This is a genomic window from Singulisphaera chitinilytica (assembly GCF_049331405.1).
Lineage (GTDB): Bacteria > Planctomycetota > Planctomycetia > Isosphaerales > Isosphaeraceae > PoT.
This window is the reverse complement of the sequence record NZ_CP186275.1, coordinates 75,182-93,071: the sequence shown is the minus strand read 5'-3', so window position 1 is coordinate 93,071 and position 17,890 is coordinate 75,182. Positions and strand designations below refer to the sequence as shown.

At 63.8% G+C, this 17,890-nt stretch carries 15 protein-coding genes; 6 read left to right on the top strand and 9 right to left on the bottom strand.

Annotation, left to right across the window (positions count from 1 at the left end):
• Positions 1–117: 117 nt before the first annotated feature.
• The 4 genes from ACOYYX_RS38480 to ACOYYX_RS38465 form a co-directional block, all read right to left on the bottom strand.
• Positions 118–786: a hypothetical protein gene (locus ACOYYX_RS38480; RefSeq protein ID WP_422931906.1), complete on the bottom strand. Its 669-nt coding sequence runs from the start codon at positions 784–786 to the stop codon at positions 118–120.
• Positions 787–1,069: 283 nt separating this feature from the next.
• Complete coding sequence (locus ACOYYX_RS38475) at positions 1,070–1,519, bottom strand: ISAs1 family transposase (protein WP_422931974.1); 450 nt, start codon at positions 1,517–1,519, stop codon at positions 1,070–1,072.
• A gap of 4 nt (positions 1,520–1,523) precedes the next feature.
• On the bottom strand, positions 1,524–2,237 hold the full coding sequence (locus tag ACOYYX_RS38470; RefSeq protein ID WP_422931905.1) for an ISAs1 family transposase: 714 nt from the start codon (positions 2,235–2,237) through the stop codon (positions 1,524–1,526).
• Positions 2,238–2,500: 263 nt separating this feature from the next.
• The gene (locus ACOYYX_RS38465; protein WP_422931904.1) at positions 2,501–2,716 is read right to left on the bottom strand and encodes a hypothetical protein; all 216 of its coding nucleotides are present in this window, start codon (positions 2,714–2,716) and stop codon (positions 2,501–2,503) included.
• A 138-nt stretch (positions 2,717–2,854) separates the two neighbouring features.
• Between ACOYYX_RS38465 and ACOYYX_RS38460 the strand changes: the two genes are divergently transcribed.
• Entirely contained in the window at positions 2,855–3,322 is a 468-nt protein-coding gene (locus tag ACOYYX_RS38460) for a hypothetical protein (protein ID WP_422931903.1), read from the top strand.
• A 488-nt stretch (positions 3,323–3,810) separates the two neighbouring features.
• Here the strand turns inward: ACOYYX_RS38460 and ACOYYX_RS38455 are convergent, their stop codons facing one another.
• Positions 3,811–4,152 carry a hypothetical protein gene (locus ACOYYX_RS38455; protein WP_422931902.1) on the bottom strand — a complete coding sequence of 114 codons (342 nt, stop codon included), beginning with the start codon at positions 4,150–4,152 and terminating at the stop codon, positions 3,811–3,813.
• Positions 4,153–4,702: 550 nt separating this feature from the next.
• Positions 4,703–5,413, bottom strand: coding sequence for a hypothetical protein (locus tag ACOYYX_RS38450; protein WP_422931901.1), 711 nt, complete (start codon positions 5,411–5,413; stop codon positions 4,703–4,705).
• A 222-nt stretch (positions 5,414–5,635) separates the two neighbouring features.
• Between ACOYYX_RS38450 and ACOYYX_RS38445 the strand changes: the two genes are divergently transcribed.
• Both ACOYYX_RS38445 and ACOYYX_RS38440 read left to right on the top strand, forming a co-directional pair.
• Positions 5,636–8,491: a sigma-70 family RNA polymerase sigma factor gene (locus ACOYYX_RS38445; protein WP_422931900.1), complete on the top strand. Its 2,856-nt coding sequence runs from the start codon at positions 5,636–5,638 to the stop codon at positions 8,489–8,491.
• A gap of 271 nt (positions 8,492–8,762) precedes the next feature.
• The gene (locus tag ACOYYX_RS38440; protein WP_422931899.1) at positions 8,763–10,682 is read left to right on the top strand and encodes a hypothetical protein; all 1,920 of its coding nucleotides are present in this window, start codon (positions 8,763–8,765) and stop codon (positions 10,680–10,682) included.
• Positions 10,683–10,892: 210 nt separating this feature from the next.
• On the opposite strand, the gene ACOYYX_RS38435 is transcribed toward ACOYYX_RS38440, so the two are convergent.
• Positions 10,893–12,038, bottom strand: coding sequence for a saccharopine dehydrogenase family protein (locus ACOYYX_RS38435; protein WP_422931898.1), 1,146 nt, complete (start codon positions 12,036–12,038; stop codon positions 10,893–10,895).
• The gene (locus tag ACOYYX_RS38430; RefSeq protein WP_422931897.1) at positions 12,035–12,565 is read right to left on the bottom strand and encodes a DUF4166 domain-containing protein; all 531 of its coding nucleotides are present in this window, start codon (positions 12,563–12,565) and stop codon (positions 12,035–12,037) included. The genes ACOYYX_RS38435 and ACOYYX_RS38430 overlap by 4 nt, the downstream gene beginning before the upstream one ends.
• A 400-nt stretch (positions 12,566–12,965) precedes the next feature.
• Between ACOYYX_RS38430 and ACOYYX_RS38425 the strand changes: the two genes are divergently transcribed.
• Positions 12,966–14,006 (top strand): PDDEXK nuclease domain-containing protein, encoded by a 1,041-nt coding sequence (locus ACOYYX_RS38425; RefSeq protein ID WP_422931896.1) that lies wholly within the window; start codon positions 12,966–12,968, stop codon positions 14,004–14,006.
• A 279-nt stretch (positions 14,007–14,285) separates the two neighbouring features.
• On the opposite strand, the gene ACOYYX_RS38420 is transcribed toward ACOYYX_RS38425, so the two are convergent.
• On the bottom strand, positions 14,286–15,389 hold the full coding sequence (locus tag ACOYYX_RS38420) for a hypothetical protein (protein ID WP_422931895.1): 1,104 nt from the start codon (positions 15,387–15,389) through the stop codon (positions 14,286–14,288).
• Positions 15,390–15,806: 417 nt separating this feature from the next.
• On the opposite strand from ACOYYX_RS38420, the gene ACOYYX_RS38415 reads away from it, so the two are divergent.
• Positions 15,807–16,472: a hypothetical protein gene (locus ACOYYX_RS38415; RefSeq protein WP_422931894.1), complete on the top strand. Its 666-nt coding sequence runs from the start codon at positions 15,807–15,809 to the stop codon at positions 16,470–16,472.
• Between the two features lie 133 nt (positions 16,473–16,605).
• Positions 16,606–17,676, top strand: a complete 1,071-nt coding sequence (locus ACOYYX_RS38410; protein WP_422931893.1) for a hypothetical protein — start codon at positions 16,606–16,608, stop codon at positions 17,674–17,676.
• Positions 17,677–17,890 lie beyond the last annotated feature (214 nt).

Sequence of the window (17,890 nt, the reverse complement as noted above, 5' to 3'; positions counted from 1 at the left end):
ATTTCATGTACTGATTTTATTGCCAAGTATCCACTCTATCCAAACGAGAATTGGGAGGTCGATCGGAATCGTGAGTCTGACGCACAGACACGCTAGCCAAGTCACTGTTCCCCTGACTCAGGGCGTGATGCGTAGGACGACCCCCATCGGCAGGTCTACCCGCTGTTCGTGGTAGAAGAAAACGTAATTCGTGCCGGGCTTCGCGAACATTGTAACATCAACGTAGGGCTTGTAGGCCGACTTGCGATAGTCGTTCAGCTCCGTGTAGCTCCGATCCTCGCTGTAGTTCTTGAACGTGAAGATCGGGGGATTTCCGCCAGTGCATCGCTCGAAGCGTATGACATCCCGGTTATTGATCGAGAGATGACCGGCCCAGGCTGCGTTGAGAGTCTGGTCTTCAAGCGTCCCGCGGTAGAAAGCCGCCTCGACCTTCGAGAAGCGGCCGGGCAACACGGTTTCCCACGTATGCCCTTTTTCCTTCAGAGTGAACGAGCCGAGGTCGCGGATCTCGGGCTCAGGCTTGGCTGGCGCCTCGACGAAAGTAATCGGTTCCGGCTGCACGTCTTCGCGCAGAACGACTTGTTTAGGAGTTGCAGCTTTTGACGCTTCCACGATCGGCCGGGGAGGTGCGTCTTCAACGACCGTTTCTGCCTCGGAAGACGGTGGTGAGGGCTTCACCGGCTCGGCCGGCGGTTGGACCTGCAAATACGTGAAATAGGTGCCGATCACGGCGAGCGGTAAGCTCAAGACCGTGGCGTACGCCGCTGACTTTTCCAGGCGGGTCATGCCGATGCCCTTCGACTTTCCAAACCTACGGGCCCAGGGGAAAGATTGTCTTCATTCTGGTGGCCCTTTGCAACTCCGACCGCTTCATGCTCTACGATACCGGCCACATCTCTTGATTTGAGGGTTACGCAATACAGAGGCTTGCTGTCGGTGAACATTTCTTCAACCGCACGACAAACGGGAGGCGTGAGTTGATTGCGAGTGGCCGCCCGCCTTCCTGATGTCTTCGAGGTATTCCGCCCACCTCAAGTAGCCATCGGCTTGGACCCACGGCTAATCACAGTTAGAAGATGCCCAGCGTGGCGAAGAGATCGCTGATGCGGCTGGCATTCCTTCGCATCGCCCCGGCGATGTTGGTGCTCCCCGTCGATCGTATCAAGCCGAGGGCCAGGTTCCGTAACGCCGCAAAGACCTCGGGGCCGAAGCCTTTGCGAATCCGGCTGGCATCTTCTCCCAGGCTCACGTCTCGCACATGGTGCGAGCGGTTCTCGATGGTCCAATGGCCGCGCGACCAGCGCAGGAGTTCCTCGGCACCGGCCATCGAACGCGGCACGCTGGTGATGAAGTGGCGGGTCTCCGTGGTGCGCTTGCCGTCGCGCAGCACGACCGAGTCGATTCGGCCGACCTGGCCCACTCCGGGCCAGTCCAGATAGCCGTTCAGGGCCGTCGTGGCCGTCGACGTGCGACGCTCGGTGCGGCCATGTCCTTTCTCCAAGGTGGTCGCTGTGTCGATGGCCTCAAGCCAGAGCGCCGCTGCTGGGGGAAAGAGCCTCTACGGCTCCCGGGGCGAAGGCCGCTCGGATGTCGGCCGGGAGTGCGGGCTGATTGTCCTTGACCACCCAGAGGTAATGGCCGCCGCTGTCGACGATCTGACGGCTCAGGTCGCGTTGACAGAAGATGGCATCGCCGGTGATGAGACGGCCCTCGAGGACCAACCCCGAGAGGAGCTGGAGGGCGGCCTTATGCTCATTCGTCTTGTCCTTGGCGCCGTCGGGCACCTTGGCCTGGGCCACGGTCAGCCCGGATCGGTGGGCGACCAGCGAGAGCAGATGAACGGCTTTGTTCAGGCCATCGAAGCTGCCGCGAACCGACTTACCGTCCAGGGCGAAGGGGGCAAGGAGGCCTTCGTCCTCCGCGGGGATTTGGCCGAGCAGGGCCTCGGCCCAGCGGGTCAAGGCCGCCTCCAGTGCGGCCGGCGAGAGGGCCATGAGGACCTTGCGAATGCCGCCGGACTTGGGAGGACGCCTAGTGAATCCGAGGCGATGCATGAACGCGATGTCCTGGTCGTGGGCCCATTGGCCGATGGCGGCATAACTGCGGGAGCCACACATGATGGCGCAGCAGGCCAAGGCGAGGACGGCCGATAGGGGATGCTGGCGGCCGTGTCGACTGCGAGGGTCGAGGACCTCATCGAGGAAATGGAGCAAGCCGAGATTTGAGGGTGCGTCCATGCCAAGGATCTCGAAAGGGGTCGTTCTAAGCCGAAGACGCTTCTCTAACCTCCCCACAATGAATCCGTCAATAGCCCTGGGCTTGGACCCTCACGCCCATAACGGTATGAAAGACGACTTCTGGTTCGCTGGCCGCCGGGATCATATTTCAGGCCTGGTAGACGCGACGTCTCTTCAACTCGGTCCCGCGACAAGGGTGTTCCTCCCTCCCCGGTCCGTGATGGCAGGAGGCGGAAGAGCCGCCATCGGATCCAGGGCAGGCCTCAGGTCGAGTTCGGCCAGGTCCGCCCTGCCTGGCCAGGCGGGTGGAGGAAAGGTTGCTCGATCCTCACCCCTGAGATCGGCTCGCCGATGGCGTCGTCGACGACCTGGATGTCGAGCAGGACAGAAAGCTTAATACCGTTCAAAACCGGCCCGAGCTGACGTTGGACCGACCTGAGATAGAGGCAGAGGGAAACCGCAATGATCGCCGTCGCCACCGTCGATATACGGATCGAGAGGTGGGGCCGGATTCCGCGGCGAAGAGGGTCGCGAACACCACCCGAGGGTAAGGGTCAAAAGTATCCACGACGCAGGTCCGCTGGTTATACTCGGCCCCTTCTAACCAGAGGAAGGACATGACCATCGCACGCTCGAAAAGCTTCTCGCTGGCGACCTTGATGATACTCGTGTCCCTCGTCGCGGTGGATGGGGCCGTCCTCAAATATTGCTGGGGCATAAAAAATGCCGCAGAAACGGCCATCGTCACGCTGCCGATGGCCAACCTGCTCCTCATGACCGTCCCTCGCCTGAAGGGGAACACGGGGGCGTATTGGGGAGGATTCCATCTGGCCGGATGGCTCTCGATACTCGGAATAGGTTGCATCGCGTGGTATGAAAACTTGTGGCTCTGGCCCGTCAACCAGTTTGTCCGGATCCTCTCGGGTCAAGGCATGACGATGGAGAGCATGGGGCCGACCGCTTTCTTCGGCGTGATCATCGCCTTCGTGATCGTTCTCTACACCTCGCCCTTGATCCTGCTCTCCATGCTGGCCGCTTCGATCTCGGCTTCGTGGGCGAGGAGGCGGGGTCGTGATCGCTCATAAGGGTTGTCTCGCCGAAGACTGGGCTCAGGGATCGGCCGGAGGTCGTCCTGGCTCATCCCCCGAGCAGCAGAGGTCGCTCGAGGAGCCGGTTGCCGAAGCAGCACAACACCCTGCTGACGTGATCCACGACAGGGCACGCCTGGCGGCGGCACGTCTCGAACACGGACATCAACACCCTCTGCGCCCTCGCGCCCGCGCCGGTCCGGTTACCGCCTCACAACTTACGGTCATGGCGACAGCGTCCGCTGCGGCCGGCACGGCGTAAATGCCGACGGACGTGCGTAGGGCACACCATCCGACGGCAAAAATCATCGTGTGTCCCCACGACTTGCAATAGCATGCTGAATAACGTGTAATCTAAGCACGCTGATCACAACATTTGATCGACCGATAATCCTATCGACTGCCTTGCAGAGGGTGATAGTTGCGCCCCGGCAGATATCGTAGCGGGCGGGGTCTAATGCCGCACGAAGTTAGCCGGTGCCTGCTCAATTTCTAAAGAGAGATTCCGCTTCCTCATCCGACAACTCAATCAAATGATACTTGTCGACCAGGCTGCGAGGTACTCGCGGCTGAGCCGAATCGCCGACGTCCACGAACTCGACGCAAAAGGCGACTAAGTCGGCCGCGGACGGGAGTCGGTAGAACGCAGGTCTCCAGGTGCAGACATGCCAGGAACCTTCGTGGCAAGTCACCCAAAAACTGTTGCCGGAGAACGGCATCGCCACACCATATTGGCGTGAGATGACAAGTTGATTGGGGCGTTGGAGATACGCCTGTACCGCCAACTCTCGGAGAGCCTCGATGAGCGGCTGATATGTATCGGTCACGATGCCCGCCTCCGCCGATCAGTCTGGCCGGACTTGCTGATCAATCGCCACGAACTCGGGTAGTGAGTTGTGCCCCCAAAACCTCGCCTGAGCCCCGAATCTAGCACCTTCAGCATTGCTAATTCCACTTTAATCGATTTATTCATAGCGTTGCATATGGAATCTTTGATGCGCAAGGCCCGATGGCGTCTTGGGCCAAGAGCAGCGGGTAGGTCGCGATCGAAAGCCGCCGGCCGCGCGTAGGAAGGCTCATTCTGTACATTCACCGCTTCTTCCTCACAGGCCTCGGCAAACGAGCTCCTCTCCACCTCGGTTGCACCCTGGAGCCTTGAAGCGACGTACTCCAACGCCGTGACGGCAGAGTCTGGATCGATGATGTCATCGCCCGATATTTCCGGCAAGCACGCGCTCCAGATGATGGTTCGACAGACGTGCTTCATGCGGCACTTCGCCCAACTCGTATTCGGCCACGGCCGCAGTGGGGGGAACTCCCCGGCGGCCTTGTGCCGGTGGTAGATCCGCGACTCCTCGTCGCGCCGCAGTATCCACCTCACCACGTCGGCGGGTGCTCGAGGAAGGGCTCCCAGGGGTGCGCGAGGGCCCGGCGGTAGTAGCGAGCCTTGCAGATCAGGGATTCGATCCGCTCGATCAGGTCGAGATGCTCGTGCGAGGCACGATCCCAGGCCCCCTCTCGGAGCATCTCTGAGTCATACGCCATCAGATCCCTGGCCCGCGCCGCTTGACACTCGGCCAGGGCGTAGTAGCGCGACCACCCGAAACCGTGGGTGTCGAGCCGCTCTCGCATCGCGAGGTCCAGCCTCGTCAGCTCCGGGTCGGTCTGCTCGTCGCGGCCGTTAGGGCCATAGCCGGGGTGGATCGCGCAACACAGGCTGCGCCAGAGGATCTCGCGGCCCCTCGCCCGATACCAGGCCGCCTCGTGGCGGTAGAAGTCGCGCTCGCGCCGATCTTCCGCATCGTCGGCGAGCGAGGCCGCGACGCCCGCGAGTTCCTCCGCCCGGGCCCTCTGGCTGAGATAGAGCCTCGGGACGTACAAGAACAGGCAGCACAATAACATGGTGGCGATGAGCGTGAGCTCGAGACCGATCCGGACCCGCGCCGAGCGGCAGGCGGCCACGAGGCGATCCTTCAGCCTGCGGACGCCGCCGACCGCCACGCGCACGCCGCCGACCACCACGATGAGGATCCGGCCTCGCAGCCGATCCCATCCGATTCCCAGCCGACTCCACCTGGAGTGCCTCATCGCGAAGCCCCCCCCGGGACCGCCGATTCCCGGCGGTCAGCCATCAATTCATTCTACTCCAACCTTCGGGAAACTTGAATGGATGCCAAAACCTTGACAGAACTCGCCTCCAATTCAAGAGTTAAAAGAAATACGAGACGACCACCCCTATCGCATCCTCTCTAGATTCGGATGGCAGGCGTTCGGGAGGAGAGGAGTTACGACGGCATGACAAGGGTGGCGATGTCTTCCGCGTTCGAGGATCTCCGGCAACTCTTCGTCAGGGGGGGCGTGGCCGGGCTGGGCGATGAGTCGCTCTTGAGGCGGTACGCGTCGGCCCGCGATGCCGAGGCCTTCGAGGCTCTCGTGACGCGTCACGGGCCGATGGTGCTCGCGACCTGCCGCGCGGTGCTGCGTCATGAGCAGGACGTCGAGGATGCCTTCCAGGCGACGTTCGTGGTGCTGGCTCGCAAGGCCGGGTCGGTCCGAGCCGGCGAGGCCCTCGGCGGCTGGCTCCATCGCGTGGCCTATCGGATCGCCGTGCAGGCGAGCGTCAGGGATAAGAGGAGGCGTCGGCACGAGTCGGGAGAGCTGACCTTGGACATCCCCAGCCCCGCCCCCGACGCCCCCGAGCCCGACCTCGGCCCGACCCTCCACGACGAGATCGACCGCCTGCCGAGGCGCCAGCGGCTCCCGCTCGTCCTCTGCGACCTCGAAGGCCTCTCCTATCCGGAGGCCGCCCGACGGCTCCGCGTCTCGGTGCCCGCGCTGCGGAGCCGTCTGGCCCGAGGGCGCGAGCGGCTCCGCGCCCGGCTCGCCCGGCGAGGCTTCGCCCACGCGGCGATCGCCCCGGCGCTGGCCTTCGAGCCGGTCGGCGTGTCGGTCCCGGTGAGTTGGGTCGCGGCTGCCGTCGCGGCCTCGTCCGGAGCCCCGACCTCGACCGCCGTCGCCTTGCTTTCGCAGTCATTCCTGAGGGGGATCCTCATGACCCAGGCCAAGCTCGCGACCATGACCATCCTCGTCGCTGCGTCGCTTGCCCTGGCAGGGGCCTTCGCACGCGTCGACGATCCAAAGCCTTCGAATGCAAAGATGGGTTCGGCGGATGTCGCCTCGAAGGCGAAGGCCAAGTCCCCTGCCCCCGCCCTCGCGACGCCCGCTCCCGCCTCCAGGGATCAGATCCATCTGCGAGGCCGCGTCGTCGACTCCAAAGGCCGGCCGGTCCCGAACGCGAAGCTCGTCTTCCCTCTCGACGACCCCGACCACCCGATGCCCGAGTCTTCGAGCGGCCCCGACGGACGGTTTTCGGTCCGCGTCCCGATCAACCCGCTGTGGCGGGCCGAGGCCGAGGCCGCCGGAGAGTTGCCGTGGGTGAATGCTTCGGCCCCCGGCTTCGGCCCGACCGCCGCCAGGGCCGACCTGCAAACCGCCGAGACCGAGGAACTGACCGTGCGTCTCGCGCAAGGAGGATTGCCCGTCGAGGGCCGCGTCGTTGACCTCGAAGGCCGCCCGGTCGTCGGCGCCCGGGTCCACGTCAAGACCCTCTACATGGCCGAGCAACGCGACCTGGACACCTGGATCCGGGAATTCGAGGCGGGTCGTCACTTCAACATCGGTAACGGACTCGCGGGTTTCCCCGTAAACGGGCCCGACGCGACCACCGACCGCGACGGCCGGTTCCGCCTGGCGGATCTCGGGGCCGAGCGCATCGCCGAGGCCTACATCAGTGGCCCTTCGATCGCCACGTCGACGCTCTACATCGCCACCCGAGACGGCGAGGGCAAGCACCTCTCCGGGGTCAAGCTTATCAATCGGAACCAGCCTATTTATGACCGTCGCCTGGAGTTCGCGGCGATGCCCACGACCCCGATCGAGGGTGTCATCCGCGACAAGGACTCGGGCAGGCCGATCCCGAACGTCACGCTCCGGGGTTCCATCCTCGACGAACCCATGTTCCGCTATCTCGCGATCGCCGAGGTGATCGCGAAAACCGACGGCGAGGGCCATTACAGGCTCGCCGGCCTCCCCAGGGCGAAGGGTTATGGCCTGCTCCTCCAGCCCGGCCCCGGGCTCCCCTACACCCGGGCCTACTTCAAGGTCAAGGCCGACTCCCCCGCGCCGGCACCGATCCATCACGACGTTGCGCTCAAGCGCGGTATCCTAGTGCGTGGGCGATTGACGGACAAGGCGACGGGCAGGCCCATATTGGGGCATATTGATGGGTTCAGCTTCAGGGACAACCCCCGGATCCGCGAATATCCGGGCTTCAACGCGGACGTTCAGTTGACCTATCCCCCGATGAGCAAGATTGGCAGTTTCGAGGTCGTCATGCTCCCCGGCCGCGGCCTCATCGCGGCGCGTTGCGACACGTCGAGATATCGACGGGCGATCGGGATCGAGGCGATCAGCGGTTTCGACCGCAAAGCCGGCCGATTCGACACGGTGCCGGAAAGCTATCACATCGGCAATTACAACGTCTTCGCGGAGGTCAACCTCGCCCCCGGCCTCGAGACGACGACGCTCGACCTCCAGGCCGATCCCGGCCGCACGCTGACGATCCGGGTGATCGACCCCGAGGGCAAGCCCATCGGCCGCAACAAGGTACGAGGCCTCAGCGAACTCTTCCCCACGGAGGAAGTCGTCCGCCATCAATCCACCTTCGAGATGCACTCCCTCGATCCGTCGAGCCCGAGACGCCTGACGGTGGCGAATGTCGAGCGAAAGCTCATCGGCTCGGCCTATCTCAAGGGGGACGAGCCCGCCCCACACACCTTGCGGCTCCAGCCCTGGGGCACGATCACCGGGCGGATCGTCGACGACGAGGGCCAGACTCGCCTAGGCCTCTCGATTTCGAGCTCCGTCGACTGGTTCGCGCCCAACCAAGACGCTATCGGCATCCTCCCCGACAGCGACTGGAACGGCGGCCATCTCATCGGCGACGACGGCCGCTTCCGCATCGAGGCCCTCGTCCCCGGCCTGAAATACGGCGCCGACGTCTCCGAGAACTTCCACCAAGCCGGCCACCTGTTCGACGGCGTCATCGTCGCGCCAGGCGAGGTCAAGGACCTCGGCGAGTTGAAGTTCATCCCGCCCAAGCCGTAGACCGCGCCGCAGCGCCGGTCAGTCCCGCAATCCTCTCTAGTCCTCCCGATCGTCAAAACCAAGCCCGCACGTCGCTCATGCGCGTCGCGGGCTCGTTCGCATTCCGGACGAGGTCCGGGTGACCCGCAATGCGCCGCACGATGGTGCACTCTTTCGAAGTTGACATTCGTTCACTATCAACAGTATATTCAAGGTGTTCCTGGCATAAAGCTGTGGAACGACCATACGTGTTGCTTGGTCGGACGGGTTACTTATTCGCGAGGTGCATCCTATGGCCATCGGTACGTTCGTGACGGCAGGGTCCCAGACGATTCCCGTGGGGACCGACATCGTTAGGACTTCGGGCTACAGCACGGTCGGGCTGGGAGAGGCCCTCTATTGTTATGACTCGGCCGTCAATTCGGCCTATGTCACCGCGAACCCCCGCAGCTCATTCCTTGATGTGAACAACCGGGGCTTCCGGCTGGCCGAGCAGGAAATCTACGCCACGATGTTCGGGGCGATCGGAGACGGCGTAGCGAACGACGGCGCGGCCATCAAGTCGGCGCTTGATTATTGCATCGCCCGCAAGATCACATTGCACTTCCCGACCGGCACTTACTCCATCCCGAATTGGGGTACGTATACGCCGTCCGGCGATCTGGACATTTCAGGCTCCGGTTCCGAGTACGCGATCCTTGACGGCGGCGATAAAGCCAACCACGTGCGATTCGCCCTGGCGGCGGGCACGTCGAACGTCACCGTTCGCGGCCTGACGTTCAAGTCCTTCGATCGGCCGCTCACCGCCTATGGCAATACGACGGTCATCAGCAACCTGACGCTGATCGACGTGAACGTCGTCGACAGTTGCAACGGCGTGCGGACCCTGTGCTGGATCGACAACGCTTACATCAGCCGATACCGCGCCTCCAACATCACCGGCCTCGTCGCGGGCGAGGATACCTACGGCCTGGCCCTCGGGTGCGATATCCTGACGGAGGATTATGCACTTTCGTATTTCATCGAGGATGTCCACATCAGTCACGTGGACGGCACGATCCACGATATCGAAGTCCCCACGAACGCCATCGCCATCCGCGGCCATCGGATGGTGCTGAACGATTTCAGGCTCGAGAACGTCTTCAGCAACACCGAATCTCACGACTGCGAGGGCTTTTACGCCAAGGTCAAGTATTCGGAGATCTCCAACGGCTATCTCTACAACGCCGGCCACGACGAGGCCTCATTCATCATCAAGAACATGGGGGAAGGCGGCATACTTTCTCACGACAACGTCGTCCGCAACGTCCACGTCCGCTGCGACAACGGCGCGGTCTATCGCGGCTTCCTCTGGGAATGCGGCAGCGTCTTCGCGGAGAATTGCATCGCCGAGGGCGTGGAATATTCCGGCTTCGCCGCCGCGCCGACCCTCGCGCCCGGCACCCCCATCCTCGTGAAGGGACGATATACCTTCAACAATTGCTGGGTCATCAACAGCAATGCCGCGTCGGCCTTCATCCTGAGCGGCGGGAATGTGGAACTCGTCGATTGTGGCCTGGCCTCCCCCACGACCGGGGCGAATAAGGTTCGAGGCCTGAGCTTCGTCACCGTCCCCACTTACGCGACGAACGACGTCACCTTGAAGCTGGTCGGCTGCACGATGCAGGTCCCGAGCACATATGATGGCACCGGCGACACGAACGCCATCATGCTGAGCAACCCGGCGGGATACGCCGTGAATCGGGTCCAGATCGACGATTTCGTGATCGATGACCAGAGCACGACGCCCGCCAACAAGCGGGGCGTCCTCGTCTCCGGGGCCGGTGCGGTCAAGGAATTCTTCATCGACAAGCCCTTGTTCAAAGGCATCCCCGACGTGCAGGCCGTGAGGCTTTTGGGCAAGGAGTCGGCCCTGTCGATCACGAACTGGGGGGAAAAGACGCACTTCGCGATCTCCGACAACAATACGGTCGTGACCGAGTCCTACGTCGGCAGGATCTTGAATTCCTCCGCATGCTCGGCCGTCCGAGTTTGCACCTTGCCGGCGGCTCGCCCCGGCATCCGGATCGGCTTCCTGGGCCAGGGCACGTTTGGCTTGACCGTCCAGCCCGCCAGCCCCGACACGATCATCGGATCGTCCTCCGTCAGCGTGCCCGTCGGCACCTACGCCATCCTCGAATGCGTCGCCTCCGGCCTCTGGGCGGTGAAGTAAGTCCGCGCGGGTCATCGCCTTAGCCACCTTGAGTCGGGCAAGCCTGGCCCGACTGACTATCACGATGATCGTTTGCCCGACATATTGGGCCAATGACCGGAATCAGCACCGATAGGCTTGGGGGCAACTCCAAGCCTATCGGTGCATCCGCTTTACAGGAGCGGGCGAGTCGCTGGTAGCCGTTGGCGAGCTTCCAAGGGGCGAGGCCGATCAGGTCTTGGCAGAAGGATCATCCCCCCCCCTTTCTTGCCACCCGGATTCGTCGCCGAGCGTGCACCAGATGCCGAGCGGGCGAAGGTGAGCCATGATCTCATCGAGCTCCAGGAAGCCGATGCAGGGGTAGGCTCCGATGCGTGGCGGGCCGGATTCCAGGAGCTTTCGAGCCAGGACGATCGCCGCCGAGCTTGGCGTGGCCGGGCCGTCGTAATCGGTGACCAGGGCGATTCGTCGCTCGATGGGCCGGCCCGCTGCATCCAGGCCGCGGAGCCAGATGGCGAGCGAGCCGTTCGTCGTCCCGAAGGGGATGAGCATCAGCGAGGCCTTCAGGAAGAGGCTGGTGCGGCGCGTCAGGTCGAGGCCAAACCAGCGGCAAGGGAGGGCGCACGCGGTGAGGAGGTGATTCAACACGTTCAACTCCAACCCGGCCGAGAAGCGGACGGTCCGGGCGGCGAAGGTCGCCGGGAAAAGCTCCAGCTCCGGGACGTCACAGTTGTGGACGCGGCGGCGGCCGACGGGAGGAGGGAAGTCGAGGCGTTGCGCGTCGCCCCAACCCGGCCGCTCGACCCAACGGCCATCCCGCCAGACGCGGATCGTCCGCCCGAGGTAGCTCAGGACGGCGCCGATCGTCGACGCCCCGCGCGGGTTCTGATTCCCCGGGCTCAACGCCGTGTGGATCTCCTCGATCCGCGAGAACTCGGGCATCAACGCCTGGATCAATGCGGATGTGATGCCGGGCGTCGAGCTGACCCCCGAGACGACCAGGAGCCCGCGTCGGCGAGCCACGGAGTCGAGCCGGACGACCCCCGCCACGAAGTCGCGCGCGTCGGAGAGATCCAGGTAGTGGGCTCGGGACTCGAGGCAGAGCTCGGCCACGCGATAATCGGCCCCCTGGAAAGGCCCGGCCGCGTGGACGACGAGGAACGAGCCGGCGATTGCCCGACGCAGCGAATCATGGTCGTCGAGATCGCACGCGAGGAAGTCGGCCCCGACGCGACTCGCGAAGTTGACGCCGACCTTCGCGTTCCGGCCGACCACGCGCACCCGACAGCGTTCGTCGCGCGCGAGCGCCTCGGCGATCCGGCCGCCGAAGATTCCGTAGCCTCCCAGGATAGTCACGACCCTCGGCGCTTCGTTCATTCGGGCTCGATCCACCCTTCGTAACGGACGAGCTCACCGAGGATCGGAACCTCGACGCGGACCGCCAGTTGCCAGCCCCCCTCGCCCGCGACGACGCGGCCGTCCACGAGAGGGGCGAGCCGCTTCGGGAGCGGGACCCCGAGGACCCACGCCCTCCTGAACTCGAGGTTTAGGAAAGGGCCATCAAGGATTAGCTCGCTGGCAAACGCCGACGGCCCGATCGACTCCACCAGCAGGCCGCCTCGCGCATACTGGACGGTCTTCATCGTCCGCCCCTGGAGGTGCCGGACCCAGCGCTCGCGATCCCCGACGACCTCGACCTCGAGCCGGACCTCGACGACGTCCCCGGCCCTGGGCAATCCCAGGACGGATGCCAATGCGTTCTGGCACACCCCCGCCGCCCGTTCGACCCTGAGCGTCCCCCGGGCCCTCCCGCCTCGCGGCGAGTCGTGGAAGCGTCGGAGAACCTCCGGCAGCGCATCGAAGCGGTCGCCGAGGATCCGCCGGTAGAGTGATGGAGGTGCCATGACACCTCTACCGCAAGTAAGGGTCGAGTGCCTGTCTGATCTGAACGTCCCTTCATTCGAGCACGGACGATGACTCCATTCAACGGCCTCGCCCAGGTCGAAGCGGAATCCCACCCCGGCCAGGCCAATGAAATCGAAATAATCGCCGGCCTCCCCGGCTTCCATGACGCGAAACCTTGCTCATCTGACCCGGGTGGACGCTTTTGAACTCCCCCCTTCACTTTCAAAGTGGTCCTGCGTACACTCCCGAAATTCGGTTCCTGCAACCCGGGCGACGGAGCCATGCCATGACCGACTCACAACGCATGGAGACCGCAATGGGGATCAGGCCTGCCACCATCCTGGTCTGCGGCTTATTCGAAGGGGCTCGCTTCGTCGCTGGGATCGAGGAGTTGTCGAGATGAGCGGCCTCTCCCTGCCCGAGGGCTATGCCGACTGGCTGGCCGGCCTCAAGCATCGCATCCGGAGCGCCAGGCAACGTGCGGCCCTGTCCGCCAACGGGGAGCAGATCCGGCTCTATCACGAGATCGGCCGCGAGATCATCGAGCGGCAGGGCCGGCAAGCCTGGGGTGCCAAGGTCATCGACCGGCTGTCGGCCGACCTCCAGGCCGCGTTCCCCGACATGAAGGGGTTCTCCTCCCGAAACCTCAAGTACATGAGGACTTTCGCCCAGGAATGCCCGGACCTCCGGATCGGGCAGCAGTCTGCTGCCCAATTGCCCTGGTTCCACATCGTCACCGTGATCACCAAGCTCTCGGATCCCGAACTGCGGGGATGGTATGCCCGCGAGGCGGTCGAGCAGGCCTGGCCGCGCGACACCCTCACCATCCAGATCAAGAACCAGCTCCACCTGAGGCAAGGGGCGGCCGTCACCAACTTCGATAGGCGGCTCGCCCCTCCGGAAGCCGGGCTGGCCGCGCAGATCCTGAAGGACCCCTACCACTTCGACTTCCTCGGCCTGGGCGACGAGGCCCACGAGCGCGACATCGAAGGTGCCCTGATCCGCCACATCACCCGATTCCTGCTCGAGCTTGGCGCGGGCTTCGCCTTCGTGGGGCGTCAGTTCCGCCTGGAGGTGGCCGGCGACGAGTTCTTCATCGACCTGCTCTTCTACCACACGCGCCTGAAATGCTACGTCGTGGTCGAGCTGAAGGCCCACGCATTCAAGCCGGAACACGCCGGCCAGTTGAACTTCTACCTGAGCGCCGTGGACGCCCAGATCAAGGCCGACGACGACAGGCCGACCATCGGACTGTTGCTCTGCCGGACCCAGAATCGCCTCGTCGCCGAATACGCCCTCTCCGGCATCGACAAGCCGATCGGCGTCGCCGAATACCAGCTCGTCCGCGCCCTGCCGACGCCCCTCGACACGAGCCTCCCCAGCATCGAGGAGATCGAGGCCGAGCTCTCGCGCGACCTCGGCGAAGAAGGCCCCTCATGACCTCGCTTTAACTCCCCTCCTGAACCCCGCCGCCCCATCCTCAAATCCGAGCCGACCCTAAAGCCCTGGCGCCGACGAGAGCCCTTCATCAGCCCCGGCCCTCCCCAAAAATTGTGGATGGCCGCGTTTGGAACCATCGGGGTCTCGCAGCGATAAGAGGCACCCTGCAATTGGCCCCGGCCATCACCAGAGGCCGTTCTCCGATCCTCCCCGCCGTTCTACTCACTCTGGCGCGGACATCTGGAAAACTCGATCTCATTTTAAACCCACGTAACTCTTTCAAACGCTCTTTTCTATTCTCGAGTTCGTGTCGACACGAAAGGGATTTCCGACGAATTCCCGGAACAAAGGAACCGGGAGGAAGCGTCGATATTTTTCGATGTTTTCTTTCCGCTTCTGGTACGGGTAGAGCATCATCGCTTCCACGAAGTCGGCCGCATGGTACAGGAGATTCCGAGGTGCGGGGTCGCCTTCGGGCGTCGGCAGGACGAGGCGGGCCAGCTCTCCCGGAGGGATGGCCGCGAACTCCTGCGCCAGGCGAGCTTTGTGGGCACGGCGCTCGGCGTAATAGCGAAGAAGATGCTCCCGCTCATCAGGGTCATCGGGAAGCTGATGCTCGTATTCGGAGTCGAGATAGAGCGCGGCCCCTTCGGCTTGATATCGGGCGGTGTAGGCCTCTTCATCGGTCGCGCGGCCGTCGAGGTAACGCTCGGCGACGTCGAGGGCCCGTCGGCTCGCGTCCATCGGCAGGAGCCTCTCGATGCGGCGGCAGCAGGCCAGGAGATAGCGCTGCACGAGTTTGTCGAGGTCGGCCGGCTCGCCACGCCATTCCTGCCGGAACCAGCGGAGCATCCGCGACACGTCGTTGGAGCGGAGCCATTCGTCCTCGGTCATGCTCATGACGGGGCGAGAGGGATCCCTCACGCCCCAGCAGTCGAAGAGCTCATCGTGCGACTGGTGGATATCATCCCAGAGGAGCCTGACCTCGGCCGACGCCGAATCCCCCCTGGCCCGAAACACCTCCGCTCCCTCAACGGACGAGCGAAACGACTCCATCCCTTCGAGTTCGTAGCATCGCTCACCGAGCCCGCCGACGTCGCCGGCCGCGCCCGACCCGAACTTGAAAAGCCAGCTAAAGTCGGACGGTCCTCCGCCCGCAGTGAGATCGCACCTGAAATCCATCCATGTAAATTTGAAACCCAACTCCTCCTGCTCCCCGTAGCGCGCAACGTTGCCCCACGCCGCGAACAGGCACCCGCCGCCGATATCGCCATACCAGCGGAGGATCAGGTCGAGGGTCCCTCGCGGCGTCATCGAGCCGAGATCCACACCCGCCTCGGCGATCAGCCCGTCGAGCACCTCCCTGACGTCCCTTAAACTCATTCTATAAATCCTATCATCTTCAATTGACGAAAATGATTCTTCTCGAGACTGCGACGCGATCTCCTTGAACCGACCGCTTCACGAACAGAACCGGCGTCGCCGCGTCGTCCCCATGGTAGCTTCGACCGGGAGACATGGAAATCCGAGGCGGCCGTGAATGGGGAGAGCCGCGGGCCAACCGGCCCGGGCTCGCAGGCCGACGCAGAGGTATGATTCCGGCGGGAAGGCTCACCAACTCGGCCGCCAGGGATCGGAGGCGTTTTCCGCGAGGGCCTCGTTGTTTCAAAGGCTGAACATGCCGTTTTTCCAAGGTTGGAATTGATCGAGATACGTGATAGATTGAGTCCCCCCCCTTAATCCGACGAAATCCACCGCAATCGCTTTGATGGCCTTTCGCCTCGAGAGGATCCTTCGACGATGATGTTGATGAGTTTTGCCAGGCGCCTCGCGTTGGCGATGGGGGCGTTCGTCCTACTGGCCGGCACGGCCTCGGCCCAGGGCGATCCCTCGATCTTCCGCAACAAGTCCGTCCAGAAAGAGCTGGAGTTCACTCCGATCCAGCTCAAGAAGCTCGACGCCTTCTTCAAGGAGCTCGAGCAGCGGCAGCAGAAGGCCGAGCAGAAGTTCGCCGACGCCTCGCCCCAGGAGCGGGACCGGCTGATGGGAGAGGTCGTCTCCTGGTCCAGAGATCAGATCGACAAGATCGTCAAGCCGGAGCAAATCAAGCGGCTCAAGCAGATCGAGCTCCAGAAGATCGGCTTCAAGGCGATGCGAATCCCGCAGGTCCAGGCCGAGCTCAAGTTGACCAAGTCCCAGAAGGAGAAGGTCGTCGCCCTCTTCAACAAGGGGGAAGCCGAGTTCCGCGAGGGGATCACCAAGGGCTCCAACGACGTCGACAAGCTCCGGAAGGACATCGACGCCCGGACGTCCGCCAAGATCTTCGGCCTCCTCTCCGCCGAGCAGAAATCGCTCTGGAAAGACGTGCTCGGAGCCCCCTTCGAGGTCAAGCCTGACGACGACGAGCCCGGCACTGGCCCCGGCCCCAGGAACCGCCCCCGCCGCGGACGCCTTAAAGGTCGTTGAAAGTCGCGAGGTGCCGTCGCCCTCGCCGACAGGCAGGGAGACGGCTTTCTTCGTCGGCTTGATCACATCTCAACGTCATTGCGTCCCGCCTTCGATCCCGGCGGACCTCGGGCGTGATCGGAAGAAGTTCATCATGACCCCCTCGGGACATCTCCCGAACGGACCCGGTCTGCACGACCTCCTCGCCGATGACGATCTCGAGGCCCTGTGCCTGGCGATCGCACGCGAGCCTGAATCGTTCGATCGGCCGGGCGAGTCGGGCGTCCCGCCGCTCTACACCGCCGCCTGGCATCGCAACGCCCGGGCCGTCGAACTCCTGCCTGAGCACGGGGCCACGCTCGATATCTTCGCCTGCGACAACCCGGCCCGCGAGCGGGAGGCCGAGTCCCTCGTGGCTCAGACTCCGGGGCTCGTGAGGGCGACGACCGCGAATGGCCTGACACCACTGCACCTCGCGGCTCGTGCGGGGCACCTCGACGCCGCCGAGGTCATCCTCCGCCACGGCTGCACCCTCTCCGCGGAGGAACGGCGGCGCATCCTACGCATCAACAATGACCAGGGACTCCTCGACGAGCTCCTGTCTGTCGAGCCGAACAAGTCGCTTGCTGTTATGCTCCGACAAGTTTTCATGTGGCGTCAACACCGCCTGGGACAGCCTCGCCATCCCCTCCTGGCTCGGCCCCCGAGAGGGCCGAGCGAGGGGCTCGACCCGAGAGTCGAGCCGGAAGACCTCTGCGGGCGAGGGAGGCTTCGGCCGGGCCCGTCTGCGGCTCCGAGGGGCTTTCCTTCCCCTTCGGCCCCCTCCTCTCGTCTCCCCTTCGGATCGACTTCGAGCGATCCCGGGCTTTCTCTGCGCCCGGAGGGCTCGGGATTCGCCCCGGCGCGAGGCCTCGGGTCCTCGGCCCCGCCCAATCCCCAGAAAGAAAGGAAACGAAAACTCAGGAAGTCACCAACCAATAAAAGCAAAGGAAAGAAAGAGTTGTCGATGCGGGGATTGAACCCGCGGCGTGGCCTGCCACTTCGACATATAGGGGTGTTTCTTCCCGATGCTCGCTCGTTATTGTTGCCAGCGAGGAGACCGGCCGGGGCCGGTGCATCTCCATCGCCACCACGACGGGACGAGGTTGGACCGTCCTTGATCCACCAGGCCCGACGACCCCCGAGCTGTCTGCGCCGGCAGGGGCCGGCAACGCCTTTTGCGTGATGATCCCGGCGGGGGCACCGGGGTCACGTCGACCCGACCTATCGGCGAGCGAGATTCTCGCGACCCGTCCCATCGGCGAACGAGCCCGAAATCCCACCGGCCATAAGGTAGTACACCGGCCGAAGGCCATTCCGGCGGAATTCTACGATCTTTTTTCAGGATGCCCCATCCGCCGCCCAGGAACGCTCCCGACTCTTCCAATCGCGGCGATCCC